This is a genomic window from Wolbachia endosymbiont of Tetranychus urticae, assembly GCF_046529255.1.
In the GTDB taxonomy this organism is placed as follows: domain Bacteria; phylum Pseudomonadota; class Alphaproteobacteria; order Rickettsiales; family Anaplasmataceae; genus Wolbachia.
The window spans coordinates 703,980-730,043 of the sequence record NZ_CP114181.1 but is presented as its reverse complement, the minus strand read 5'-3'; the positions used below and the strand labels follow the sequence as shown (position 1 = coordinate 730,043).

Annotated in this window: 23 protein-coding genes and 3 pseudogenes; 16 read left to right on the top strand and 10 right to left on the bottom strand. The window is 34.0% G+C overall.

Going from position 1 to position 26,064, the window contains the following annotated elements; genetic code table 11:
• Positions 1 to 1,467: a hypothetical protein gene (locus O1Q06_RS03980; protein ID WP_410543065.1), complete on the bottom strand. Its 1,467-nt coding sequence runs from the start codon at positions 1,465 to 1,467 to the stop codon at positions 1 to 3.
• A gap of 115 nt (positions 1,468 to 1,582) precedes the next feature.
• Between O1Q06_RS03980 and serS the strand changes: the two genes are divergently transcribed.
• Together serS and purD are read left to right on the top strand one after the other, a co-directional pair.
• Positions 1,583 to 2,863, top strand: a complete 1,281-nt coding sequence (gene serS / locus O1Q06_RS03975; protein WP_410543155.1) for a serine--tRNA ligase — start codon at positions 1,583 to 1,585, stop codon at positions 2,861 to 2,863.
• A gap of 31 nt (positions 2,864 to 2,894) precedes the next feature.
• Positions 2,895 to 4,166, top strand: coding sequence for a phosphoribosylamine--glycine ligase (gene purD / locus O1Q06_RS03970; protein ID WP_410543064.1), 1,272 nt, complete (start codon positions 2,895 to 2,897; stop codon positions 4,164 to 4,166).
• A 323-nt stretch (positions 4,167 to 4,489) separates the two neighbouring features.
• On the opposite strand, the gene O1Q06_RS03965 is transcribed toward purD, so the two are convergent.
• The gene (locus tag O1Q06_RS03965) at positions 4,490 to 4,981 is read right to left on the bottom strand and encodes an RDD family protein (RefSeq protein WP_410543063.1); all 492 of its coding nucleotides are present in this window, start codon (positions 4,979 to 4,981) and stop codon (positions 4,490 to 4,492) included.
• 137 nt (positions 4,982 to 5,118) lie between these two features.
• Here O1Q06_RS03965 and icd point away from each other — a divergent pair, with 137 nt between their 5' ends.
• The 6 genes and pseudogenes from icd to O1Q06_RS03935 all read left to right on the top strand — a co-directional run bounded on the left by icd (position 5,119) and on the right by O1Q06_RS03935 (position 10,036).
• On the top strand, positions 5,119 to 6,546 hold the full coding sequence (gene icd, locus O1Q06_RS03960; RefSeq protein WP_410543062.1) for an isocitrate dehydrogenase: 1,428 nt from the start codon (positions 5,119 to 5,121) through the stop codon (positions 6,544 to 6,546).
• 81 nt (positions 6,547 to 6,627) lie between these two features.
• Positions 6,628 to 7,128, top strand: coding sequence for a hypothetical protein (locus O1Q06_RS03955; RefSeq protein ID WP_410543061.1), 501 nt, complete (start codon positions 6,628 to 6,630; stop codon positions 7,126 to 7,128).
• A gap of 24 nt (positions 7,129 to 7,152) precedes the next feature.
• Positions 7,153 to 7,929, top strand: coding sequence for a molecular chaperone DnaJ (locus tag O1Q06_RS03950; RefSeq protein ID WP_410543060.1), 777 nt, complete (start codon positions 7,153 to 7,155; stop codon positions 7,927 to 7,929).
• Between the two features lie 21 nt (positions 7,930 to 7,950).
• Entirely contained in the window at positions 7,951 to 8,589 is a 639-nt protein-coding gene (nth, locus tag O1Q06_RS03945) for an endonuclease III (protein WP_410543059.1), read from the top strand.
• A gap of 215 nt (positions 8,590 to 8,804) precedes the next feature.
• A pseudogene (locus O1Q06_RS03940) lies at positions 8,805 to 9,673 on the top strand (IS982 family transposase).
• Positions 9,674 to 9,679: 6 nt separating this feature from the next.
• A complete protein-coding gene (locus tag O1Q06_RS03935) occupies positions 9,680 to 10,036 on the top strand; it encodes a transposase (RefSeq protein WP_410543152.1) in 357 nt (118 codons plus the stop codon).
• A gap of 275 nt (positions 10,037 to 10,311) precedes the next feature.
• Here O1Q06_RS03935 and O1Q06_RS03930 read toward each other — a convergent pair whose 3' ends face one another.
• Positions 10,312 to 11,349 (bottom strand): class I SAM-dependent methyltransferase, encoded by a 1,038-nt coding sequence (locus tag O1Q06_RS03930; RefSeq protein ID WP_410543154.1) that lies wholly within the window; start codon positions 11,347 to 11,349, stop codon positions 10,312 to 10,314.
• A gap of 82 nt (positions 11,350 to 11,431) precedes the next feature.
• Here O1Q06_RS03930 and O1Q06_RS03925 point away from each other — a divergent pair, with 82 nt between their 5' ends.
• Positions 11,432 to 11,824, top strand: a complete 393-nt coding sequence (locus tag O1Q06_RS03925; RefSeq protein ID WP_410543058.1) for a hypothetical protein — start codon at positions 11,432 to 11,434, stop codon at positions 11,822 to 11,824.
• On the top strand, positions 11,825 to 12,106 hold the full coding sequence (locus O1Q06_RS03920) for a DUF2610 domain-containing protein (protein ID WP_410543057.1): 282 nt from the start codon (positions 11,825 to 11,827) through the stop codon (positions 12,104 to 12,106).
• Here the strand turns inward: O1Q06_RS03920 and dapD are convergent, their stop codons facing one another.
• The gene (dapD, locus tag O1Q06_RS03915; protein WP_410543056.1) at positions 12,107 to 12,949 is read right to left on the bottom strand and encodes a 2,3,4,5-tetrahydropyridine-2,6-dicarboxylate N-succinyltransferase; all 843 of its coding nucleotides are present in this window, start codon (positions 12,947 to 12,949) and stop codon (positions 12,107 to 12,109) included.
• A 38-nt stretch (positions 12,950 to 12,987) separates the two neighbouring features.
• Between dapD and O1Q06_RS03910 the strand changes: the two genes are divergently transcribed.
• Together O1Q06_RS03910 and sdhA are read left to right on the top strand one after the other, a co-directional pair.
• Complete coding sequence (locus O1Q06_RS03910) at positions 12,988 to 13,398, top strand: zinc-ribbon domain-containing protein (protein ID WP_410543055.1); 411 nt, start codon at positions 12,988 to 12,990, stop codon at positions 13,396 to 13,398.
• 208 nt (positions 13,399 to 13,606) lie between these two features.
• Complete coding sequence (sdhA, locus tag O1Q06_RS03905; protein ID WP_410543153.1) at positions 13,607 to 15,406, top strand: succinate dehydrogenase flavoprotein subunit; 1,800 nt, start codon at positions 13,607 to 13,609, stop codon at positions 15,404 to 15,406.
• Here sdhA and O1Q06_RS03900 read toward each other — a convergent pair.
• The 4 genes from O1Q06_RS03900 to O1Q06_RS03885 form a co-directional block, all read right to left on the bottom strand.
• A complete protein-coding gene (locus O1Q06_RS03900; RefSeq protein ID WP_410543054.1) occupies positions 15,378 to 17,426 on the bottom strand; it encodes an ankyrin repeat domain-containing protein in 2,049 nt (682 codons plus the stop codon). The genes sdhA and O1Q06_RS03900 overlap by 29 nt on opposite strands.
• A 243-nt stretch (positions 17,427 to 17,669) precedes the next feature.
• Positions 17,670 to 18,278 (bottom strand): guanylate kinase, encoded by a 609-nt coding sequence (gene gmk / locus O1Q06_RS03895; RefSeq protein WP_010406904.1) that lies wholly within the window; start codon positions 18,276 to 18,278, stop codon positions 17,670 to 17,672.
• Between the two features lie 35 nt (positions 18,279 to 18,313).
• Entirely contained in the window at positions 18,314 to 20,080 is a 1,767-nt protein-coding gene (locus O1Q06_RS03890; protein ID WP_410543053.1) for a pentapeptide repeat-containing protein, read from the bottom strand.
• Complete coding sequence (locus O1Q06_RS03885) at positions 20,064 to 21,038, bottom strand: ankyrin repeat domain-containing protein (protein WP_410543052.1); 975 nt, start codon at positions 21,036 to 21,038, stop codon at positions 20,064 to 20,066. Before O1Q06_RS03885 ends, O1Q06_RS03890 begins: the two co-directional genes overlap by 17 nt.
• A 324-nt stretch (positions 21,039 to 21,362) precedes the next feature.
• On the opposite strand from O1Q06_RS03885, the gene O1Q06_RS03880 reads away from it, so the two are divergent.
• Both O1Q06_RS03880 and O1Q06_RS03875 read left to right on the top strand, forming a co-directional pair.
• Positions 21,363 to 22,211, top strand: coding sequence for an IS110 family transposase (locus O1Q06_RS03880; protein WP_410542778.1), 849 nt, complete (start codon positions 21,363 to 21,365; stop codon positions 22,209 to 22,211).
• Positions 22,201 to 22,374 carry an IS630 transposase-related protein gene (locus O1Q06_RS03875; RefSeq protein WP_410543051.1) on the top strand — a complete coding sequence of 58 codons (174 nt, stop codon included), beginning with the start codon at positions 22,201 to 22,203 and terminating at the stop codon, positions 22,372 to 22,374. The genes O1Q06_RS03880 and O1Q06_RS03875 overlap by 11 nt, the downstream gene beginning before the upstream one ends.
• Here O1Q06_RS03875 and O1Q06_RS03870 read toward each other — a convergent pair.
• A pseudogene (locus O1Q06_RS03870) lies at positions 22,371 to 23,372 on the bottom strand (IS630-like element ISWpi10 family transposase). The gene O1Q06_RS03875 and the pseudogene O1Q06_RS03870 sit on opposite strands and share 4 nt — an antisense overlap.
• 214 nt (positions 23,373 to 23,586) lie before the next feature.
• Here O1Q06_RS03870 and O1Q06_RS03865 point away from each other — a divergent pair.
• Positions 23,587 to 24,455 (top strand): annotated as a pseudogene (locus O1Q06_RS03865) (IS982 family transposase).
• Positions 24,456 to 24,461: 6 nt separating this feature from the next.
• The gene (locus tag O1Q06_RS03860) at positions 24,462 to 24,818 is read left to right on the top strand and encodes a transposase (RefSeq protein ID WP_410543152.1); all 357 of its coding nucleotides are present in this window, start codon (positions 24,462 to 24,464) and stop codon (positions 24,816 to 24,818) included.
• 346 nt (positions 24,819 to 25,164) lie between these two features.
• Here the strand turns inward: O1Q06_RS03860 and O1Q06_RS03855 are convergent, their stop codons facing one another.
• Positions 25,165 to 26,052, bottom strand: coding sequence for an aspartate carbamoyltransferase catalytic subunit (locus O1Q06_RS03855; RefSeq protein ID WP_410543050.1), 888 nt, complete (start codon positions 26,050 to 26,052; stop codon positions 25,165 to 25,167).
• Between the last annotated feature and the right edge of the window lie 12 nt (positions 26,053 to 26,064).

The following is a 26,064-nucleotide window of genomic DNA, read 5'->3' as shown; positions in this document are numbered from 1 at the left end:
TTAATTACTTAAGCCCAAACGTCTTGCACACGTTGTAGTAACATTTTGAATAATCGAACTTATGGTAGATTGTGCCTCCTCTTTCTTACTATCTTCAGAAATGAGCTGCTGTATAGTATCATGTAAAATTCCACCTTCAGCAATGGATTCTTTCCACTCTTCATCCTCCATAAGTGCTTTTGCGAACTCTCTTCTCTTCTCGTGCAATTGTCCTGGCCTAGGATTGTACTTTGATAACTCTCTGTCAATTTCATCAAATGATTTATCCTCGTTGAGCATTTCCGTAATCCTATGAGCATTTTCTAAAGCAAATACTCCACAATTACAGACATCTTTTCGCCGATCAACTGCAGAACTCTTTATGCTATTATTTCCTATCTCTAAGGTTTCCTGCAATATGCCCACTATATAACTAGTATCAATTGGCTTACTAACTAACTTATTTCTATATTCTCTTGCATGACCTAATGTTTTTTCAACATCATCTTTTTTCTCTTTAAGGCTAGCATTGTCTGGATTATTTTCTCTTTTCCGTATTAAACTTCCCACCTCATTATTTAAGGGTACTAGACACTTCTCAGCAATCTCATTAGTAAGACTTATATCGTCTTTTACCTTTCCTTCAACCTCATTTGGTAATTTATTACCAAATGAGTCACAATAATAAGCTCTAAATTGTCTGTTACCATTACATGTGACTATCAGTGTTACCCAGTGATTTCCTCCTAAATTAATAATCGAGGCAAAGATTTTTTTTGTGTTCCCTTGTTCTATTTTATACTCTTTCAGTTTTGAGTTTAAAGTACTCACATCACTAGGAATACAAAAAAGTACATTGCCACTTGAATTTTCTGAATAGTTATATACAGCTCTTGCAACATGAGAAATATCATGTTCTTGTAGCCAGTAATAGTAATTTTCTCTATTTGTCTGATGCATAAGAGTTTGTAAATCTTCATGCAACTCTTTGCCACCCAAACCACTATCTCCTGAAGCATTAGAATTTCTACGACTATTGTTACTTGAGGCAGGTTTACTTCCTGGTACAATACCACTATCCCCATCTGGGGTTTTTGGATTTCCTTGATTATTTACAGCTTGCTCTTGCTTTGGTGATTTTAATAGCTCATCAGTTTTAGCATCGCTTTCTTTTCCCTCTGAAACTCCTTTTCCATCAACATAATCTTTTACCAAGTAAAATAAAGGTTCAACGACCATTTTGTATGTCACTGTAAGCACTATTCCCATTAAGATCCAAGCTACAGGATGAAAAATTAGCATAGCAAGTGGTAAAGTTAAGAAAGTAGATCCTATTATTAACCCCAAACAGCCAATAGTAACTGTAGCTGCTAAGTATATACCAAGCGCATAAATGGCAAATCTTCCGCCAGCCTTAAGTTTAGTGAAGTGAGTACTCTCTTTAGATTTATTGTATCTTTCTATGATGGCTAACATATTATATTTCACGTTTATCAATTCTAGCAAATTATGAAGGTAAAATCAATATTAGCATTTATATGTAAAAATATTGAGCATTCAAAGCTTTTGAAGTAGAGTAATGATGTTAGTAATAGCACAACATATGCATGATATAGAACATATACGCAAAAACCCTAAAGGATTTGAAAAAGCAATAAAAAGCAGAGGGGTGAAAGAATTTACTACAGAAGAAATATTAGAGATAGACCATAAAAAAAGATCACTGACTACTAAATTGCAAGCTTTAAATAAGCAACGAAACGAGGTCACGGAAGAAATAAAGAGGCTTAAAATGAACAAAAGCCCATGTGAAGAACAAGTAAAGTTATCAAAAAGCATCATAAGTGAGATAGAGACAATCAGCCTCAAGGAGCAAACAGAAAAAAATAAGTTAGTGGATATTTTATCTAACTTACCAAATATTTCTGCACAAAATGTACCAATAGGTGAAGATGAGAGCTCCAACGTAGAAATCAGAAAATATGGAGAAAAAAGGCAATTTAGTTTTATGCCAAAATTTCATTATGAACTCGGAGAAAGGTTAGGCTTGATGGATTTTGAGCAAGCAGCAAAAATTTCTGGATCAAGGTTTACAATATTAAAAGGACAGTTAGCTAAGCTTGGACGAGCATTAATAAATTTTATGCTGGAAACACATGTTAATGAATTTGCCTATACTGAGGTTTATCACCCAGCCTTGGTGAAAAACGAGGCGATGTATAACGTTGGTCAGCTACCAAAATTTTCTGATGACTCATATTTAACTACCGATAAATTAAGATTAATTCCCACAAGTGAAGTAGTTTTAACAAATTTAGTTGCTGACAAAATAATAGAAGAAAAAGAACTGCCTATTCGTTTTACTGCATATTCAGAATGTTTTCGTAAAGAAGCTGGCAGTGCAGGACGAGATACAAGAGGTATGATAAGGCAACACCAATTTGGTAAAGTGGAATTAGTAAGCATCACAACTGAAGACCAGTCAAATGATGAGCTTGAACGCATGACAAATGCTGCTGAGGAAATATTAAAAAAATTAGAACTACCGTATAGAATAATGCTGCTTTGTATTGGTGATATGGGCTTTGCTGCACAAAAGACTTATGATATAGAGGTATGGTTACCTGAGCAAAATAAGTACAGAGAAATATCAAGCTGCTCAAATTGCGGTACGTTCCAGGCAAGAAGAATGAACACTAAATACTTCTTAGAAATTGACAGAAAAACAAAAAAATACGTTCACACTTTAAACGGCTCAGCTTTAGCCATAGGAAGAACAATTGTTGCCATAATAGAGAACTATCAAAATTCCGATGGGTCAGTTACAATACCAAACGTGTTGCAAAGATACATGAGTAATGATACTGTTATAAGCAAACGATAATTTTGACATATAGAAAAGCGAGGAAATAAAGATGAAGGTTTTGGTTATAGGTTCTGGTGGGCGTGAGCATGCTTTACTTTGGGCTTTAAAGAAGTCTCCTACCTTGACTAAGTTATATGTTACTCCTGGTCGCCCGGCCATGGAGAATTTTGGAGTTCTTGTGAATATAAATATTCAAGATTCAGTGGATGTTATACAATTTTGCAAGAAAGAAAATATAGAGCTAGTAATTATTGGTCCAGAGCAACCGATAATTAATGGACTTGCTGATGATTTATCTGCAGAGGGAATAAATGTTTTTGCTCCAAGTCAAGCAGCTGCAAAACTTGAGGCATCAAAGTCTTTTACGAAGGAACTATGTAAACAGTATGGTATACCAACTGCAAAGTATGAGCGTTTTATTGATGAAAGGTTAGCTAAAAATTTTGTCCGTAGTAATAAAATAAAATTTCCGCTTGTAATTAAAGCAAATGGAATTGCAGCAGGGAAAGGCGTCATAATATGCCACACAGAAAATGAAGCTTTTTCAGCAATAGATTCAATGCTAGTGGAGAAAAATCTTGGTGAGTCAGGTGAAGAAATAATCATAGAAGAGTTTTTAATTGGAGAGGAAGTAAGTTTTTTTGCTCTTATTGATGGGTTGAAGGTAGTAACCCTTGGGTGTGCAAAAGATTACAAGAGAGTTGGTGAAAATAACGAGGGACAAAATACTGGAGGCATGGGGTCATACTCATCACCTTCGATTATAAGTAAGGAGATGGAGCAAAAAATTATCCAAAAAATAATATATCCTACAATTCAAGCACTGACTAATATGGGAACATCCTATAAAGGCGTACTCTTTGCTGGTTTAATGATTTGCAAAGATAGTCCAAAGCTTCTTGAGTATAATGTTAGGTTTGGGGATCCGGAAATACAATCTATTTTACCTAGACTTGATCCAAATTGTGATTTGTTAAAGTTGATGTTGTCAGTTGCAGAAGGCAAGTTAAATACAAAAGTGGTGGAGTTTAATCACAAAACTACAGTTTGTGTAGTTGTTGCAAGTAAAGGCTATCCTGGTGATTATCAAAAAGGAGAGGTAATTAAAGGATTGGATAAAATTGAAAACATTCCTGGTGTGCTAGTTTTTCATGCTGGTACTAAGTTGGATGAAAGTGGTAATTGGATTTCCGATGGCGGAAGGGTGCTAAATATAGTAGGAGAAGGAAATACTGTGGAAGAAGCTAAAAGTAAAGTGTACTCAGCGTTAAATTTTCTAGAATGGTCAGGTGGGTTCTTCAGGTATGATATCGGTAGTTAATTTAGCTCATGCAGAAACAAAAAGAGTCACTTTGTAAGCAGTAAACTAAAGAAAAACATGATATCTGTTCAGATTTATGTGAAACCAGTGCTTCTTTTCTTGTCATGAAAGTAGCTGACACTGGGATCCAGGTTGATGAAAGCACACTAGCATAGAAAGTGGTTACAACGTTTTCGATGAGATTATATGGAAAACTGGATTCCAGTGTCAAGCACTGGAATGACACCGTCTATTATGCAAATTACCTGCTAATTGCAATGTTCGTACAGATGTGGGTCACGCGCTGGAATAACACCCTTGGTGATAACAACTAAAGAAAAATATCAACTAGGTTTATAGTCTATCACTACTGTTTTTGCAATTTTGTCATTAAGGAACTGTTTATGCTTATCAAATGTTGCAAACAATATGATAATAATTGGTAAAATTATAAATAGACTAGAAATACTCAATATTGTATAAAAAATTATAAAATATAACACTCCAAAAGTTCCTGTTCTGATTATTGTTTGTGTTATAGTGATTTTTTCAAGTGTATTTTTGTCTTTTATATGCATACGAAGCAATAATTGTCCCGGAGTTCCGCCGAATTCTATTATCGTAAATGCATAAAATGCTAATGCCAATATTAGCGCTGTTACATTAAGAATTGTTGCGTTGTCTGAAATTATTTTAACCGGATTGGGTGTTAAAGAACCTAAGGTACATCCAACGTTAAATCCAATAAAATACTTTATCGCCGTTAATAAAATATGATCAAACGCAAATGCAAAAATGCGTCTCGTAACTCTTGCATAGCTTATTTTAGTATCCATACAACCCCACCCGCATTACTAACTGACATAAGAACATGTTATTAAATAACTGTAAATATGTCAACTTGTACAGTACTAGCTGCTTGTGCCACTATATTATTTGAATTAACATTAAATCATTTACAGTTAAGGAAGTTATGTCAACATCAGTCACAGTTGCGTATGGTGATGGTATCGGACCAGAAATTATGGAAGCGGTGCTGTCGATATTGCGTGAAGCGAAAGCAAAGATTTCAGTAGATATTATTGAAATAGGAGAGTGTGTTTATAGTAAAGAATGGTCTCACGGCATTTCTCCAAGTGGTTGGGAATCTATTGAAAGGACAAAGATATTACTAAAATCTCCGACGACAACTCCTCAAGGCAAAGGGCACAAAAGCCTAAATGTGGCGCTCAGAAAGAACCTAGGGTTATATGCAAATATCAGATCATGCATTTCATATCATCCTGTTATAGAAAATAAATTCGGTAAGTTTGATATCGTAGTAATACGCGAAAATGAAGAAGATATTTACACCGGAATAGAGCATAGGCTCACTGGTGACTCGTACCAATGCACTAAAATTATTACTAGATCTGGCTCAGAAAAAATATGCAGGTACGCTTTTGAATATGCGAAAAAACATAATAGAAAGAAAGTAACTTGCCTGACTAAAGACAACATAATGAAAATGACTGACGGCGCTTTTCATGCAGCGTTTGATCGTATTGCAAAAGAATATCCGGATATAAAGGCGGAACATTATATAGTTGATATTGGAATGGCACGTGTTGCCACAGAACCCGAGAATTTCGATGTTATAGTAACTGAAAATCTATATGGCGACATATTATCAGATATAGTGGCACAAACCTCAGGTTCTGTAGGGCTTGCAGGAAGTAGCAATATAGGGAATGAATATGCAATGTTTGAAGCGGTTCACGGCTCTGCTCCTGATATTGCAGGAAAAAACATAGCTAATCCTTCTGGTCTTTTAAATGCCGCAGTACATATGTTGGTCTATATTGGTCAAGTGAGTACTGCAAAACTAATCTACGATGCATGGCTCAAGACTTTGGAAGATGGAGTACATACCGCTGATTTATATAAGGAGAAAAGGAGCAAGCAGAAAGTTGGGACAAAAGAATTTGCACAAGCCGTCATAGATAATCTAGGAAAGAAACCTGCAACATTACCTGAGCTTATAATTAGCAGTGATTCGGATAGTAAAATAAATAAAGTACAAGACAATTACAAACAAGATTACAAAGTTAAAAAGCTAGTGGGCAGTGATATAATGCTTGCTTGGAATAAATCTAGCAGCTTTGACCAGATAATTAGATTATTTGAATCGAGTAATCTGAAAATGATAGCAATATACTCAAAGGGTCTTGCAGTTTGGCCAGGAAGTTCAAAATCTTTAAGTGACCAAATAACTTGTAGGTTTATTGCGAATAGTGAAAAGAAAACTATTACAAATAGTGACGTGAATAATTTACTAATCAAACTCGAAGAAAATAACTTTAATGTAGTGAGAATGGATAAGTTGTATTTGTATGATGGGAAAGAGGGTTTCTTCTCTTAGTGGTTGCTTGATATTTTTATGCTTGTGTGAAACATAAATATATTATGATAATAGCATCGTGTATTTATGTGAGGTGTAGTAATGAGTCAACATTTCAAGTTATCTGTTCAGGAGTCTTATGATAATAATGATCTGTTTAACGTACTAGAGATAAAAGCTGAACAAATTGTAGGTAAGGATTATCAAGCTCTTAGCAAGTTTCTGAAAAAACAATATAATAAATTGATACTTGTAAACCATCCTGACAAGGGTGGAGACAAAAATAGATTTGATCAGCTTTATAAAGCTTATCAAGGGCTAAAAAAGTACATTGAACCTTTGGAGTCAGGAAATCCTTGTGTTAAAGTCAGTGTTGGTGCTGAAAGTAATGGACGTTTAACGGCAAGAGAGTTTCACTATAGGAGAAAGTTGTTTAACGAGCTAAAAATCAGTGAGGAAGAAGCTGTAGGTAAAGATTTTGATGGGTTGATTGCTATACTAAAAAGAAATGATTGTTCGTTTGGAGAAGACCTAAAAAGCTATAATGAACTTCAGGCTCAAATAGAGAGGATTTTGCTAAATCCAAATTTAGATAATTTTTAGAGGAGTATACAAAGTGCAAAGTTAATGCAAGAGTTATATCAATATATAGCAAAGCCAAGCATACAATTATTCAATTATATTTCTCCTCTAAAGGAAAAAAAGAACCTAGTAGATGAGGATAAAAAAGAATTAGCGTTAAGATTTATAGAACGTAAAAATGCCTTACTATTTATTCGGACTCTTAGTGTTCTACCCTTAGGCCTGTTAACTACAGTTACTATAGGTTGCTATTTTTCATGGTGGATCATAGCATTTAACATCGCTATTAGTAGAGCCTCTGGTTTATTAGTGAATTATTATATGGAAAAGTATAAAAATTCAGAAATTTCTACTGATGAATTCATGAGTAAAATGAGCTATATCGAGCTAAGTAGTAAGCTTCTTATCAACTATCCTTTAGCTGCTTTTTCTGTTTATTTAGTTACAATAAATTTCATTGCTAATGGATTAACTGTTGGTGGAGCTGTACTTGGTCCACTATTGTTATTGGCAGTATTAATTGAAGCATTAGCTCCTATTTTTTCAAAAGGTTGTGAAATATACACTGAAAAACACATGAAAGATTTACTTGAGGAAGATCTAAGAGATAGAGTACAAAAGGAAACTGATCTGTTAGGACGGTATGATCCACGGAGGCTATTAATGCCGATAATTATGCCTCTTGTTAGAAAGTGTTTTGCAGAAGTGGCAAGCGAATTTGCTGAGAGGAATTTTGATGAGGTAAAAACTGATATGTCTGATGTTAATACTGAAGGACTATCTAATCCTCAAGCAATTGAATTTGCACAGCAAACAGTATAGTATAAGCTTTTAGCTCTATGCATGGACTCAAAAAAAGTAGAATTAATATTTGAAAAATTTCAACAGTCAAATCCTGCGCCAAAAATAGAGCTAAATTATACCGATCATTTTACGTTATTAGTTGCAATAATTCTGTCAGCGCGGACGACCGATATAAGTGTTAATAAAATTACAAATGAGCTATTTAGTATCGCTGATACGCCAGAAAAAATGCTGAATCTTGGGCAAAGTGAGCTGAAAAAACGTATAAGCAGTATTGGTTTATATAATTCCAAAGCAAAAAATATAATCGGGCTCAGCAAAATATTGATTGAGAGGTACAATAGCAAAGTGCCTACTGATTTCGATGATTTGGTATCTTTACCAGGGGTTGGGAGAAAGAGCGCTAATGTGTTCTTAAATTCAGGGCTTGGTATTCCAACATTGGCAGTTGATACTCACGTTTTGAGAGTGAGCAATAGAGTTGGGCTTGTGAAAGAAAAAGATGTACTTAAAACAGAGCAGTCTCTTTTGAATGTAGTGCCAAAAAAATACCTACTTTATGCTCATCATTGGCTAGTTTTACACGGTAGATACATTTGCAAGGCACAAAAACCTTTGTGTGAAGCGTGCACAATTCATGATTTATGTGAGTTTGAATGCAAGAGGTATAAAGTCTAGCACAACACTTCGATATTTCTTACTTTTATCATCCAAGTAGCTGATCTCTATGATGGTGTCAACCGAGTAGCTTACACTGGGATGGCTTTGTTGCATCGCTTATCGGATAACGCTAATTCTGGATTAAAAACGCTAATTCTGGATTAAAAAGAGAATAGAAAAGTCAGGAGAGTAGGGTAAACTCAACAAATAGAAAAAAATAGATGAGGTTACCCATGGAAGATATAACAAAACTGTTTTGTCTGGTCGATGATTTTTGCAGAGATATAGAGAAAAATTTTGCAGATAAACTACTGCCAAACGGTAAAAACCCACAAGAGTGCCAGAAATTACACATTCGGAAATTATCACAATAATCCTCCTGTATCAGCAATCTCCCTGTGAAAATTTTAAGGCTTTCTACCTGCATTACCTAACATTGCTCTACAAATCAGAGTTTTCGAAGTTGCCTTCATACACTAGGTTTGTTGCTCTAAAGTCCAGGGTTTTGTGGCATTTAGCCATGCTATTACAGTGCCTTTGCGGATGGTCAGAACTTACTGGAATCTCATACATAGATACAACTCCTATTGCAGTTTGCCATGCAAAAAGAATATCAAGAAATAAGGTTTTTGCTGGAATTGCAAAATTAAGCAAGAGTACATATGGCTGGTTTTTCGGCTTTAAACTACATTTGATAATTAACGAGAAAGGTGAAATTCAAGCTTTTACGCTTACAAGAGGTAATGTTGACGATAGAGAGCCTGTAGCAAACCTAACTAAGAAATTAACCGGTCTTTTGTTTGGTGATAAAGGCTATATTAAAAAAGAGCTTTTCCAAGAGTTGTTTAACCGCGGTTTGAAACTTGTTACCAAGGTGAAAAAGGGGATGAAAAACGCATTAATTTCACTACATGAAAAGATTTTGCTGAGAAAAAGGTCGATCATTGAGACGATTTTTGGCTACCTCAAAAATAGACTTGAAAGTGAACATACTCGCCATAGATCTCCCGTTAATTTCTTGGTTCACATCTTTTCTACTCTCATTTCCTATTCCTTGAAATCCAAAAAGCCTTCCATTTCCTATACTTTCTTCCTTCCTTAATCCAGAATTAGCGTTATAAATGTTGGACGGAAAACCGCAAGTATCCTACTCATAGAGGTACCTGAACTTGGTAGGTTAGATAATAAGGAAATAGCTTGTCTAGTTGGAGTTGCACCAAAAACTAGTGAAAGCGGAAGGAAAGTAAGCAAGGCCCAAGTCATAGGTGGCAGATTTTATGCTCGAAAAGCATTATACATGTCTGCTGTGGTTGCAATGCGTCATAATAAAAAAATGAAAGTATTTTACCAGCGTTTAGTTGACTCCGGCAAAGCCGCTAAAGTTGCTTTAGTTAATGTAATGAGAAAAATCATCATTTGTTTAAATGCTATGATAAAAAACAATAATTTTTATCTTGATGTTTAAGACGGTAGATGCCAGTGTCAGCTACTGGCATGACATCGTCTTGGATGAAAATCAGTACGTGATGCACCAAAAATTGTGCATCAAAAGGGTGTCATTTGAGTAACTTTTTTGTTGTCATGCCAGTATCAGCTACTTTCATGACACCTATTTGTTCCTATGATAGTCTTATCTGTCTATCTTATTTTGCTACTCTGCTGAACAGATACGTTTCTTTTACCTTTTTTATTCTGTAAATTTTTTAGTATTTGTATGTTTAACATAAGAACTACACAAGACTACAAATGGTGAATCAGCATTACCTTAAAGAGAGTACCCATATTTTCAGTTAACCTTAAAAATTCACTGAAGATCTTATTCTTCTGTTCATTACTTGCATTTTCCATTAAAGCTTGCGCTCTTTCCTTTATACCAAACAAATATAAAAATTCTCTTTGAGTTAAAATCTCACAATTTAAGTATTTTAATGAATCTTTTAATGCTTGAAAGTTTACAAGTGCAGTAATATCACTGTTACCAATATTTTCAAGAAAATTAGCATACTGATGCTGCCTTATCGATTGCAAAGTGCTCTTGTATGAAGGATATATATAGCCATAATCTATGATCAAAGCAGCTCCTCCATTATTGACTATCTTCTTCTCAAGCTTTCTTAATATTTCAATTCCAGTTAAGCATACTTCTACTACCGCACCATTAAAAAGTTTTCCATTTGTTATCTGAATAGATGATGCTGGAACACATGATCCTTTTCTTCTGGATTTGAGTGTCAAACACTGACCGCCATCCTGTTTCATCACTCTATTTTCATACCACTGCCCATCACGATAAACAAACTGATCAATTGGAAGAGCATCAAAGAACTCATTTGCAAAAAAAATAGTTGGCTGATTTGGTAAGTTGTTGACATTTGTGTGCCAGTTAATATCTAATCCCTTTAATTTTTCCTTTTGTATTTTCTGTAAAATAGGGCTTATCTCAACTAGATGAATGTCCATTGAGCTAAAAAAACAGCTGTATTTTTTAGTAACTCTTATTATATCGTGAACGAGTGTTCCTTTACCTGGTCCAAGTTCAACTAGAGAAAATTTTGATGGCTTTCCTAATTTTTCCCATGTATTCATTATCCACACTGCAATTGTTTCACCAAATAGCTGACTAATTTCAGGTGCAGTAATGAAGTCACCATCTTTGCCAAGTGGTAATTTATTCATGTAATAGCCGTACTCTTTATGATATAGAGCAGCATTCATAAAATTACTGATGGATATTGATCCTTGGCTTTTATCAATTAATTCGTGTATATAAGTAAGCATATTATTAATAAACATTTAACTATAGCGTTCCATACTATAAAATAGTGGAGTATTTATATATATAATATAAGTTTAAAAACATATGAGTAGTATTGCTTTGGTTATGGACAATCAAGATACGGATTATGTTACCCTTATACCTCAAGATGATGGTATTGAATATAAATTTAAAGAAGCTATCAATTTTGTAGAAAATAAGGTTGTAACTGCTGATGGATTAACTTTAGCGGAGGTATTTCAAGCATTGGTTCAAATGTTGAATGGTGATCTAGAGTTAGTAAAAAAAGTGTTAGCATATACTAATATTATGGTAAAGCATGGAATGAGGTTAGCAAAAGAGTCACAATTGAGCAGAGCTGATATTCGCAGAGCTTTAGAAGGGGAAGAAAGCGTTTTCAATAGGCAAGATTTTATCAAAAAACCACCTCTTGTACCTTCTATAAAATCGGTTAAAAAGAAAAGCAGAGGTCTTTAAATGGTTGAGTCTATAAAAAAATTTACTGTACAGTGTGATTTCAAAGGGCAAAGTTCACCTTTTGCAATATATATAGGAGATCCAAAGAGTGATACTCATCCAATTCACTATCAAGATTCCTGGCTTGCAAAGGAGCGTGGAGGAAAAATACCTAATAGAGTCAAAGAAAGTCTGCAAAAATTATATAAGTTATCTAAAGAAAACGGAATCTCTTTCTCAGAATTATGTGCATATGCTATTACTGTAGTTAGTAATAATGATAAAAAAAGTGACGGTAAGTAGTTAGATTCTCAATATTTCATTTATAGAAGTTTTTGATCTCGTCTTCTCGTCCACTTTTTTTACTATAACTGCGCAATAGGTTGAAATGTTGTTTTTAGGTGGAGTAGATCCTGGTACAACTACAGAGTAAGGTGGTACTTCACCATAAAATATCTTGCTTGTTTCTCTGTCAATAATTTTTGTTGATGCTCCAATAAACACACCCATGCCAAGGACTGATCCTTCTCTTATTATAACACCTTCGGCTACCTCACTACGCGCTCCAATGAAGCAATTATCTTCTATAATGACTGGAGAAGCTTGAATGGGCTCAAGAACTCCGCCTATTCCCACTCCACCGGAAATATGGCAGTTTTTCCCTATTTGTGCACAACTACCAACTGTTGACCAAGTGTCTATCATTGTGCCAGAATCAATGTATGCACCAACGTTGATAAAGCTTGGCATTAGAACAACATTTTTACCTATGTAAGCAGATTGGCGGACAAAACACCCAGGAACTGCTCTAATTTTTGAATGGTAAAATTTTTCTTCATTCCATTCACTAAACTTACTACCGATTTTGTCAAACCAGCAATTGGTGTTGTCTATTATTTTGCTTTCCTCAGTGAGGAAATGTAATAATATTGACTGCTTTATCCACTTATGTACTATCCATTCTCCACTTGATAGCTTTTCTGCTACTCTAATTTTACCACTGTCAAGTAACTCAATTACTTCTTTGATTATTAATCTTGCTTCGTGTTTTAGATTATAGTCGTTAAGTTTTTCTTTATCTTTCCAAATATTTTCTATCTCATCTTGTAATTTTTTAGTTGCAAATTTTTCATTTATTATATACATATTGATATCAAATTTATATTATTTTATACGTAAGCACTATGAAAATACAATGTCATAATTGTACTAAAAATTACTTAGTATCTCGTGGGCAAATAGGTGAATCTGGAAGAAAAGTGAAATGTACAAACTGCAATCACATGTGGCATGAGTATCTAAAAGAAATGTCAAGTGAATTGTGCCCTGCTGGTATACAAGAAAAAAAAGCTAACTGGAAGCAAAGTTTAACTCTAGCTTTTGCAACAGTTGCAGGGTTATGCGTTATAATTGTTGGTGGTATCTTTCCAGGAGAGGTAAGTAAGATATATAAAGCAGTTAGTGCATATAAAGATGCAATAAGCCATAAATTAGGATACAAAAAAGTGCAAACGGAAAATTCAAGTGCGAGAGAACTTGTTGTAAATGAGTTTTATCAAGATTACCTTTTTCTATCTAATTTCAGATCTAATTAAATAGGCATAAGTCATCAATGTTATGCAAATAACTACACTTATTCCTTTATGATAGTGTCATTCCAATTTCAGCTACTTTCATGACGCCCTATGATTGTTATTACATCGTTTACTATAGATTTGTTTCAGAAGCTTGCATCCAGAAAACTTGTATAGATTTTTTCTACTTCTGTGATATTATAAGCCTGTGATGATAAAATAAGTGGATATGGATAAGTCAGCGTATGAAATCATAGAGCATGAGTATGATGTGGTGATAGTAGGTGCAGGTGGAGCAGGGCTTAGAGCAACACTTGGAATGGCTGCAACTAATTTTTCAGTTGCCTGCATTTCTAAAATTTTCCCTACACGAAGTCATACAGTTGCAGCGCAAGGAGGAATTAGTGCAGCTTTGAGTAATATTGCTGAAGATGACTGGCGCTGGCATGCATATGATACAATAAAAGGTTCAGACTGGCTTGGCGATCAAGATGCAATAGAGTATATGTGTAAAAATGCTGCCAAAGCTGTGATTGAACTTGAAAATTTTGGTGTACCCTTTTCTCGTACGGAAGATGGAAAAATATATCAGCGTGCCTTTGGTGGAATGACAACTCACTTTGGTAAAGGAAAATCGGCTCAGCGTACTTGTGCAGCAGCAGATAAAACTGGGCATGCAATTCTTCATACTCTATATCAGCAATGTCTTAAATTTAACGCTGAATTTTTTGTCGAATATTTTGTAATCGATTTGATTATGGACAAAGGGACATGCTGTGGGGTGATAGCTTGGTCGCTGTGTGATGGTACGTTGCATAGATTTCGTGCACATTCTGTGGTAATAGCAACAGGTGGTTATGGACGTGTTTATTTTTCTGCAACAAGTGCACACACCTGCACAGGTGATGGTAATGGCATGGTGGTAAGAGCTGGGTTGCCACTTGAAGATATGGAGTTTGTGCAATTTCATCCAACAGGAATATATGGCTCAGGGTGCTTGATGACGGAAGGATGCCGCGGTGAAGGTGGGTACCTCGTTAATTCTCAGGGTGAGAAGTTTATGGAACGTTATGCGCCAAAGGCAAAAGATTTGGCTTCTCGTGATGTAGTAAGTCGAGCAATGACAATTGAAATTAGAGAGGGAAGGGGAGTTGGGCCAAAGAAAGATCACATGTACTTGAATATAGCTCATCTTGATCCGGAAGTAATAAAGCTCAGATTGCCAGGTATTAGTGAAACAGCAAAGACCTTTGCAGGAGTTGATGTTACTAAAGATCCGATACCTGTTATTCCAACTGTTCACTATAACATGGGAGGTATTCCAACCAACTATCATGGGGAAGTGATAACACTGAAGGAAGGTAAGGAAGAAGTAGTGGATGGATTGTTTGCAATTGGAGAAGCGGCATGTGTTTCTGTACATGGTGCAAATCGACTTGGCTCTAACTCGCTTCTTGATCTTGTGGTTTTTGGTAGAGCTGCCGCGCTTAGGGCAAAAGAAAAATTGAAACCTGATACACCACATAAAAAATTGCATTTAGACTGCACAGACTGGATAGTAGATAGATTTAATAAAATGCGATTTGCTTCTGGAGAGTTCAAAGTAGCAAAAATACGAAGTGAAATGCAGCACACTATGCAGAAATATGCATCGGTATTCCGTGTTGCTGAAGTTTTAGAGGAAGGTAAAAAAGCTATAAAAGAAGTAGCAAAAATGATGCCTAACATTGCAGTTGAAGATCGCAGTATGATATGGAATAGTGATTTGGTTGAAGCGCTGGAGCTTGCCAATATGATTCCACAAGCAGTTATTACCATGGAATGCGCAGCTAATCGCGAGGAAAGCAGGGGTGCTCATGCTCGTGAAGATTTCCCTGAACGTGATGATAAAAACTGGATGAAGCATACTATAGCATGGCTTAAAGAAGAGAAAAGCCAAGTTAGTGTAGAAATTGACTATAAAAAAGTTGCTGAAAAAACTCTGAGCGATGAGATTGATTTCATCGCCCCGGAAAAGAGAATTTATTAGTTAACCCATCTGGTTTATTTATAAATTGACGTAGTATTGATACATAGCTCATTTGAGTAGCTGGGCTTTCTGTATGCTCCGATTGATTTGACGATCTTTGTACTTCTTGCTCTGCTGAGTTGTTAGCTAAATTCTGTTGTTCAGTAATATTTTCAGGTTGTTTTGCAGCTAGGTGATCATCTTTACGGCTTTGCTTATCGTTGGTTAATTCCTTAACAGACTTCCTAATGTCGCTAAGTCCCAAAGTGAATATCAGACAGACCACTCCTGTTATAGCTATGATGGGTAACGCTGCTCCAATTGCAATTTGTCCTTGGAAGCAAGAAAGTGTTACCATTGTAATAATAGTAGTTGCTACTGTGATTGCTAACAATACACTAGCTCTCCTGCCCGGATCAATGCATTTCCATACAGCAGATGCTCCTTTTTTTACACCAGAACCTAGCTTTTTAATGCCTGATTGACATTTTTTCGAAGCAGTTCCACAGTGGTATTTTTCCTCAAGCTTCTCTTTTAGTTCTTTAGCTTTCTCCTGTGCTTTCTGTGGAGTACTTGAACAATCTTTTAGATCTCGTAAAGTTAAATAGTACTTTTTAGTATGGAGTTCTGGATCTTCTAACCATAAAGAATCAGGGTTAGCACCGTTTTGTAATAATGCTGCACAAAACTTTGTTGTATTATCATAATTAGTTGCTAAATCAAAAATTGTTTCTTGCGATAGGTATTCGATACTTTTTTTTTCTGCTTTTTTCTTTAGTGCTAATTCTAGAGGTGTATTTCCTTGCCTGTTAGTTGCTTTTATAGCTTCATCTAATTTATCTTCAGATATTTTTCTTTCTTTTACTAAGGCTGATATTAATTTCAAGCATGTAACTTTTTGCTTCCCTCTCAGCAAGGCAATATGGTGTAAAGCATTATTGCCATTTGTATCTTTAAGGTTAATATCTGCTCCTTTTTTCAATAATTCCTTAAAAGATTTTTCATCTTTATCTTTAATTGCTAAATGTAGTTGATAATTATCATTACTATCTGGAGTATTTATGGTATGGGCTATAACTTCTTCAACTTTTGTTTTTATTTCTGGTTTTCGCTCAGCCAATTTCTCTAAAAATTTAAGATAGTATTCATTTTGCTTTTTAGATAATTTTTCTAAATCCTCTGTAGGTAAGCTTAGCTTGGCTCCATACTTTAACAATTTTGCAAGAAACTTAAGTGTATTATCGCTACTTCTAACTGTATTAGACTCATGTTTCCCTTTTATTATCTTGTTAATTAGTGCTACCTGAAAAGGAGTCTTTCCTTCTTGATTTTCACTATCAACAAGTTGTACTAAATTTTTCTCGTTAGCTATTTTTATCAAGGTATCTAGAAACTTAAGCTTTTGTTTCTTTTTGAGCGATGCAATAAGGTGTAAAATATTATTTCCTTTTTCATCTGTTATGCCACTGACATTTGTGCAATCTTTTAGGTATTTTCTAAATTTCCTGTTGTTTCCATTTTGGATTGCATTTAGTAATTGAACGTCATTATCAGAATCCGATATTCCGTTTATTCCATCTTCAAAATCGCTATCAGAATCTGATATTCCGTTTATTTCATCTTCAAAATCGCTACCGTAGCCACTGTCTTGTTCGCTGTACCTACTAAAACAACTTTTAGTGACTTCAGAAATTACTTGTTTTTTTGTTTCATTTGATATTCTTTTCGATCGTTCTATTACTTCACCTAGCACTGGAAGGAAACATTGGACATAATATCTGTGATATTTTTCCTGTTCTCTAAGCGATTCTTCTAATTTAGTTAATACTTCAGGACTAGCGCCTTCCTTAAATAACCTTTTACATTCCTTGAGTGTTCCATCTCGACTTCCTGGTTTTTTATGCTGATGTTTTTCTTTTTTTACCTTTCTCTCTATAATATTATACAATTGCTTGTCTTTTTTATCTTGTTTTTCATTTTTGTTTATATGTTTATCTAGTTTGTTTGCATTAGTAACTGATACACTTAGATCTATACTCATATTAAAATCTCAATATTAAAAGCTATTTGGCGTTAACGAATTGTATTAAACTTTTAAATTGAGCTAGATGTTATCGAAATATAGGTGAAAAGGCAGAAAACTAGTTTCTATTAGAAAATCTATTGTCATAGTCAAATCCCCACTTTAGCACTTGTCTACTATTTTAACTATTTTATCTTAAAAAATAATAAATGTGGCTAAACTGTGAAGCATGAGTGCTCTGAAAGAGACAAACCAATGTTTTTATAGATCTTTCAAACTTGATTTTTCTTCTAATTTTTTAAGCATTCCTTTACTTAGTATTGATTTTATCTCTTCTACGCTTTTATCAAGATCATCATTAATTATTACGTAATCATATTTATTACTTTTACTTATCTCTTTTTGCGCTTCGGCTAATCTACGCTCTATTTCAATTTCATCATCACTATTACGCCTTTGCAGACGCAGTCTAAGCTCTTCCATTGAGGGAGGTAGTATAAAAACACTTACAACTTTTTCTCTTAAGATTTCAAACAAATGAAATGCTCCTTGCCAATCTATATTCAGCAAAACACTTATTCCACTACTCAGGTTTTGTTCTATAAAATCTTTTGGTATACCGTAAAAATTCTCAAAAACTTTGGCATATTCAAGCATTTGACCAGCCTTACATAGTTCATGAAACTTTTCTTCAGTAACGAAAAAATAGTCTTTTCCATTTACTTCACCGGGACGAGGTTTGCGTGTAGTCATAGAAACAGACATAACTAAATCAGTTGATTGCTCAAGTAATTTTTCTGATATAGTAGTTTTTCCAGCTCCAGAAGGAGAGGATAGAATCAGTAGTATGCCCTCATTTTTTACGGTCATTTTTCTTTATTTAACAAGTACATTATAGAGCTTTTTTAAGACTTTGTATTTTTTAAATCAAAGTTTAAAAGACTAGAGCCCTCTAAATTAGAATTTGATAAATTGGTATCAATAAGAGAGGAATTATCAAAGACAGTATAACGTAAATCGGCTTTTTCAAGATTTGCCTTATTCAAATTAACGTTTACAAACTTTGCTCTGCTTAATATTGAATTAGAAAAAATAGCATTTTCTAAATTCATATCTTTAAACTCAAAGTAAGAATAATTTACATCAAATTTTTCACCCTGCGATATTTTCTCTTGCAGATCTTTAATTGAAGTTATAGCACTCTCTAGACCTGTAATTTTGCTCTGTCCCTGATTGTCAATCATAATTGAATTATCAAATTTGCAATCTGTTAAATGAATATCAGCAATTGAACTTTTATATATGCTTGAAGAGAGGAAAGAGACATCACTCACTGTTGAATTATTCAAATTGCTAAGAAAAAAACTAGTCTTTCTAAAGGCATTATCATAAAACACGGAGGATTTGAAATCACTTTCAATAAAGTTTGAATTAGTGACTTTTGACTTAGACCAGCTCGAATTATCAGCTAATAATTTGAAGAATATTGAATTTTCTATCTCACTCGAATCCATATTATGGTGGGAAAGAGTACTATTATAAATTTGAGAGCCTTTAATTTTTGTCTTATAAATTGAAGTTCTAGAAAGATCTGAATCTTCTATTTTTGCAGAGGTAAACAATGAATGATCAAAGAACGAACCACTCATGTCAGAATTCACAACTTTAGTATTATGAAACTTTCCATGACAAATGTTAGCGTTATAGGTATTAACTTTATACAATTCACTAAAACTAAAATCAATATTAGATAAATCAGCATCCTGAAGGTCTGCTTCGAAAACATATGCATGTTTTATCTTGGAACCATTTAGTATAGATTTAATGAAGTTTGAATTATCCCCTTTCACATAGGAAATTTGTGAATTGCTTAAATTGGCTTTTTCGAAATTACTGTTGACTATAATGGAAGAATTAAAATAGGCGTTTGAAAGATTGCTACCTGTAAAATCCGATTTTTTTATTTCTGCACCATATATGTTAGCATTTTTTAATGAAGAAAATTGTACCTTGAGCTTATGTGCATCCACTCCAAAGAAACTTGCGTTGTCGAAATTATTTTTCTGCATAACAGTGTCATTTATTTCACTATCACTAAAATTGATGTAGCTTGCACTTGAGTTTGATAAATTGGAGAAATTCATTTTTACATTCAAAAACTTGGTATGCAAACCAATTATATTACGCATACTTACTTTGTTGAGATTAGAATTGATAAAATCAGCATAACTGATATTAGACTGATCAAATATGATATCTGTTAAATTTGTAGAAGCAAATTTTGAAAAACTTAAATTTGTGCCTTTTACTTTAACGCCATGTAAATTAGCATTGGAAAAATTGGCACCACGTAAATCAACATCGATAAAAGACACATCTGATAAATCGGTGTTAGAAAAATCGGCACCAATTAAACTTACTCCATCAAAAATAGATTTGCTTAAATACAATTGACTAAAATTAGCACCATTTAAATTAGGACCAAAACCTTTCTTAAAATCTTGTGGTATGCTGGCTTTATTACACTGTACTAAAAATTTAGCAAAATCTTTTGTATTGTAAGATACGTATTTTACATCGTGCAGAGCACTTAAAAAATCATTGATTGCATCATCTCCATAGCATAAATGACCAACTAAAATTAATATCAAAAGTCTAATTATCTTTTGCATCGCAGGTACTTTCTTTTGTTTTTATAGCAAAGTTATACATCTCTGAGTCTTCTTCATTGTTTATTTCTTTATCCTCTAAAAGGTATGGCATCATTTCAGCAATTGCATTTATTATATCGATCTTCTTTTTCTCAATTGCTATGTCGATAGGGGACTTAAAATTATTATCAACTACTCTAGGATCAGCACCTTGTAATAAGAGAAAGCGAACTGTGTCTATTTGACCTTGTTTCACTGCATAAATTAGAGGAGTATCACCCAACTTATTTCTAAATCTTAGTATTTCTTGAATTGTTAATCCAATTTTTTCTAGCTTATTTATTACTCCTCTTAGACAAATTAAGTTGCCCTTCTTGATGCAGTAAAAAAATTGCTTACTGTAATCATCAGTAAATATAGTTTTAGGAAGGTGCTCATTTAGGCTATCATATTGTCTTTTGTATATAGACTTGCTTTTATGTTTTTTTATTTCTTTGTTTAACTTTGTCCATTTTTCGCTTTCTTCATTTTCTTTGTTCACAGGTGTTATATTGTCAGGCTGTTCTTCTTTCTTTTTCTCTGTTAATTGGCTTGTTGAAAGTTCGGTGTCTTTTTTGCTAATCTCCTCTTCAGGCTGTAGGTTTGTTTGATTATTGTGACTGATTTTCTTCTCTTCATGTTCTTCTTTTTTTTCTTCTGATAAAGGACTTGTTAGAGCTTTGGTATCTTTTATATTAGTCTCCTCTTCAGACTGTAGGTTTGTTTGATTACTTGAAGGTACTTCTTCATTGATTACATTTGTTGGGTCTGTGATTTCTTTGAGTTCGCTCAGAAGCGGAGAAGTTTTTTCAGCATCAGTGTTGCTTTTCGATACGTCTTCTTGATTTATACTGCTTTCATTTTTATTTTCTTCAGGCTGTTCTGCAGCAAGCAGGTTAGATATAACAATTAATAGTATGAAGAATGCTTTATATTTCATAAACATTGCAAATATAGGCTTAATTAAAATGATACTATAATCAAATGATTAATCTACAGTAAAAAGTGCTTTAGTTATTGTACAAGTATGATTATGTAAAAATTTATTTTTCTCTTTTATCTAGGTTTTATCTGAAATTGCCATTCGAGTAGCTGACATACAACTGTACGGACATTAAAGAAATCAGTATACAGCTGTATGAACATTGTGGTAATTTGCGTACTAAACAATGTCATCCCAGTGCTCCGACACTGGGATCCATTTTCCATCATCATTAGAAACGTTATATTTTAGCATAACTTTTAACTCACAAATTTAACTGGATTGTATATTAAATCAAAGCCGCAAGGCTATAATGAGCAAGGAGTGATACTGTCAATTGGATTGATTGATAGAAATCGTAGGCATCTCAGTACACTCCTTGCTTTAAAAAATGGAGTACGAACGGTAGGGGGATCAAAAAGATCGAATCACAATCCTGTACAACATTTACATTATTATTTGATTATATTTATAGGTACAAAAATGGCTAGAACAGTTTTCATTGGTATTGATGTTTCAAAAGAAACACTTGATATCTCAATTAATAATAAACATCAGCGTATAGAAAATGTAGAAAGAGCTATATCTGAGTTTATAAAGTCAAAAATAGTTAACGTATTTGTTAGGTTATGTGTAGTAGAATCAACAGGTGGTTATAAAAAACTTGTCATAAAGTTGTTACGGGAATATAAAATAGCTGTTCACAGAGCTCACCCAAATCGGGTATATGCATTTGCAAAAGCCTGCAACCACTTTGCAAAAACAGATAAATTAGATGCAAAATTACTAGAAAAATATGCTGAATTTATCACAAAAAATGACGAAGTAATAGAATACATAGTTTCACAAAAGCAAGAAGAACTAAAAGAGCTAAGAGCAATTGAGCGCAATCTAAACGATGAAGTTCACGCAAATAAGTGTCGTTTGCATAAGGTTACAGGAAAAGCCAGGGAATATATAGAAAAACAGATAGAATTTGCAAAAAAACAATTAGAGCAAGTTAGGCAAGACATAGAAGATATAATAAACTCTGATCCTGATTTGAAGGAAAAAAGCAAACTGCTAACTATAGCATTTCCTAAAGTAAATGATAAAGGTATAATAAAGTATTTGAGTTATAATGGCATATAGTGTGGATTTAAGGGAAAAGGCAGTATTGATGATAGAAAAAGGGAAGACAAAGGTTGAGATAGCAGAGCTCATGGAGATAGGAATAGCAACGCTGTACCGCTGGTTAAAAAAGAAAGCTGCTGGTGAAAGCCTAAAGCCATCTAATACCAAATTCCATTACTAATCGAACAAATAAGAAACATTACAAACTCGTTTAATAGTAGCACTGGAAATACTGACAATAAAATTACACAGAACATCTTCAAGTAAGCCTATGGTATCGTAGACTCTGTTGCGTAAAGTATTGTGTTTGATATATTGCCACAACCTCTCAACAGGATTCAGTTCTGGTGAATAAGGAGGCAAGTATATAATGGTAATGTTTTTCTGAATTTTCAAACTTTTTGATCTATGCCAGCCTGCACAATCCATTACAAGAAAGGCTTTTTTCGTGCCTAAATCTTTCGACATCTGCTCCAGAAATACATTCATACAATCAGTGTTTACATATGGAGCAAGTAGGCTAATTTTCTTACCACTTCTTGGATTTACCGCACTGTAGATATAGAAATTTTGTCTACCAATTTTCATTTAACCTGCGTTCTGACCCCTTTTTTAAACCATCCGTGTCCGATTTTTGAATGAGTTCCAAATCGTGATTCATCAAAAAAATACCTCCTTTTCAGGGTGGGAATTGACTATTTTATTGAAGTATTTTTTAAACTCTTCTTGCTTGTTTTTATCTTGTTTATGGTGAATTGGCCTCGGTGTTATATAAGAAAACTTCATCCTTTGTATCTCACGATGCACTGTTGATTTGCTAATGTTTAGGCCAAATTCCTCTGAGATTTTTATTTGCACTTCCTTAATAGTAATATTTGGATTTCTTTCTACCCATATTTCAATTTGCTCACGTTGATTTTTGTTTAATTTGCTTTTTCTTCGCCGCTGAGAAGGGGAAAATAATTTTTCTACTCTACCAAATTTTAGATGCTTTATCCATTCAGTCAAAGCAGTCCTTGAAATTTTACATATTCTTGCCACAGCGCTTATACTACTTTCTTTTCCTGCTATCACCGCTTGTAACTTTTTTGAAACATATGCGTTATTTCTGACCTTTTTTAACATTTCTTTCGCCAAATTTACAACTTTTTCGTCTAACAGTTTTGACCTTAATGCCATTTATACCTCTCTATTTTATCTACTCTAGTATCACTTCTTTCCCATTATTGTCTATCTGTTCTTTACATAGTGGGAATTGGTATAAAAACGGTAGCTTTATTCGAAAAATAGACCCAAAAATACTCGAAACGCTAATTCTGGATTAAAAAGAGAATAGAAAAGTCAGGAGAGTAGGGTAAACTCAACAAATAGAAAAAAATAGATGAGGTTACCCATGGAAGATATAACAAAACTGTTTTGTCTGGTCGATGATTTTTGCAGAGATATAGAGAAAAATTTTGCAGATAAACTACTGCCAAACGGTAAAAAACCCACAAGAGTGCCAGAAATTACACATTCGGAAATTATCACAATAATCCTCCTGTATCAGCAATCTCCCTGTGAAAATTTTAAGGCTTTCTACCTGCATTACCTAACATTGCTCTACAAACAGAGTTTTCGAAGTTGCCTTCATACACTAGGTTTGTTGCTCTAAAGCCCAGGGTTTTGTGGCATTTAGCCATGCTATTACAGTGCCTTTGCGGATGGTCAGAACTTACTGGAATCTCATACATAGATACAACTCCTATTGCAGTTTGCCATGCAAAAAGAATATCAAGAAATAAGGTTTTTGCTGGAATTGCAAAATTAAGCAAGAGTACATATGGCTGGTTTTTCGGCTTTAAACTACATTTGATAATTAACGAGAAAGGTGAAATTCAAGCTTTTACGCTTACAAGAGGTAATGTTGACGATAGAGAGCCTGTAGCAAACCTAACTAAGAAATTAACCGGTCTTTTGTTTGGTGATAAAGGCTATATTAAAAAAGAGCTTTTCCAAGAGTTGTTTAACCGCGGTTTGAAACTTGTTACCAAGGTGAAAAAGGGGATGAAAAACACATTAATTTCACTACATGAAAAGATTTTGCTGAGAAAAAGGTCGATCATTGAGACGATTTTTGGCTACCTCAAAAATAGACTTGAAAGTGAACATACTCGCCATAGATCTCCCGTTAATTTCTTGGTTCACATCTTTTCTACTCTCATTTCCTATTCCTTGAAATCCAAAAAGCCTTCCATTTCCTATACTTTCTTCCTTCCTTAATCCAGAATTAGCGTTATAAATGTTGGACGGAAAACCGCAAGTATCCTACTCATAGAGGTACCTGAACTTGGTAGGTTAGATAATAAGGAAATAGCTTGTCTAGTTGGAGTTGCACCAAAAACTAGTGAAAGCGGAAGGAAAGTAAGCAAGGCCCAAGTCATAGGTGGCAGATTTTATGCTCGAAAAGCATTATACATGTCTGCTGTGGTTGCAATGCGTCATAATAAAAAAATGAAAGTATTTTACCAGCGTTTAGTTGACTCCGGCAAAGCCGCTAAAGTTGCTTTAGTTAATGTAATGAGAAAAATCATCATTTGTTTAAATGCTATGATAAAAAACAATAATTTTTATCTTGATGTTTAAGACGGTAGATGCCAGTGTCAGCTACTGGCATGACATCTATCATTTTATGTTTATAGTATTTTTTGCAAATAAACGTTCGTAGTTGTAAATTAAATGCAAAAAAATACTTGATACATTTGGTAAGTTGATTATTTTCAGTGAAAATGAGGGTATTTTAGAGCTCGAAGTCCACCTTATTCAAGTCTACAGACTTTTCAATTAATTTCTCAATAAAAAATATAGCACAGTCTACTCCAGTGCGTACACGTACGCTTAATTTCTGTCATAAGGTGTGTTATATTTTTCTAAATCTTTTCTTTATAGGAGGGTCATTATGTCTAAAGTTCCTTAAACATTAATTTTTAACTTAAACATTTATTAAATAGTGCAGTACTGCCTTACGCGTTGCTAATCCAAACTTTACTTGCTGTAAAATAACACAATCTGCTATATCATTGCTAATTTCGATACCTCTATTTATTGGTCCTGGGTGCATAACAATTGCATCGGGTTTTGCGTGCGATAGTTTTTGTGCATCAAGTCCATACAAGTGAAAATATTCTTTTTCTGAATAATTATTATTCATGCGCTCTTTTTGCAATCTTAAAAGCATAATTACGTCAGCATCCTTTATACCTTCAGTTAGTGAGTAGTGAAGTGAATCTACTTCAGAAAAATGTTTACACATCAAAGCTGGTGGTGCAACTAAGCTTATTTTTGCTCCAAACATTTTCAGCAATCTTATATTTGATCTTGCAACTCTACTGTGCAAGATATCTCCACATATTACAACTTTTAGGTCCTTTATTTGCTTTTTATGACTGATAATTACCAGATAATCTGCAAGAGCTTGAGTTGGATGTTCACTGCTTCCATCGCCTGCGTTGATTAGCGAGCAGTTAATATGCTTTGCCAATGTATTAATGATGCCACTACTTTTATGCCTGATTATCATATAGTCAGGATTCATTGCATTTAATGTTTTTATCATATCTTTTAGATCTTCCCCTTTGTTAATAGAAGAAGATTTTATTGGTAAAGTTATAACATTTGCTCCAAGGCTTTTTGCTGCTATTTCAAAAGATGCGAGCGTACGTGTTGAATCTTCAAAGAATAGGTTTATGACTATTTTATTTTTCAGAACATGACTATTTTCAACTTTTTCTTCAAGGTATTGGTTGGCTAATTTAGTTATATTTCCTACATCACCGATTGTGAGGTCTGAGATATTTAATAAATTCCTTCTCTTGTCCATAGCTCCTTTTTT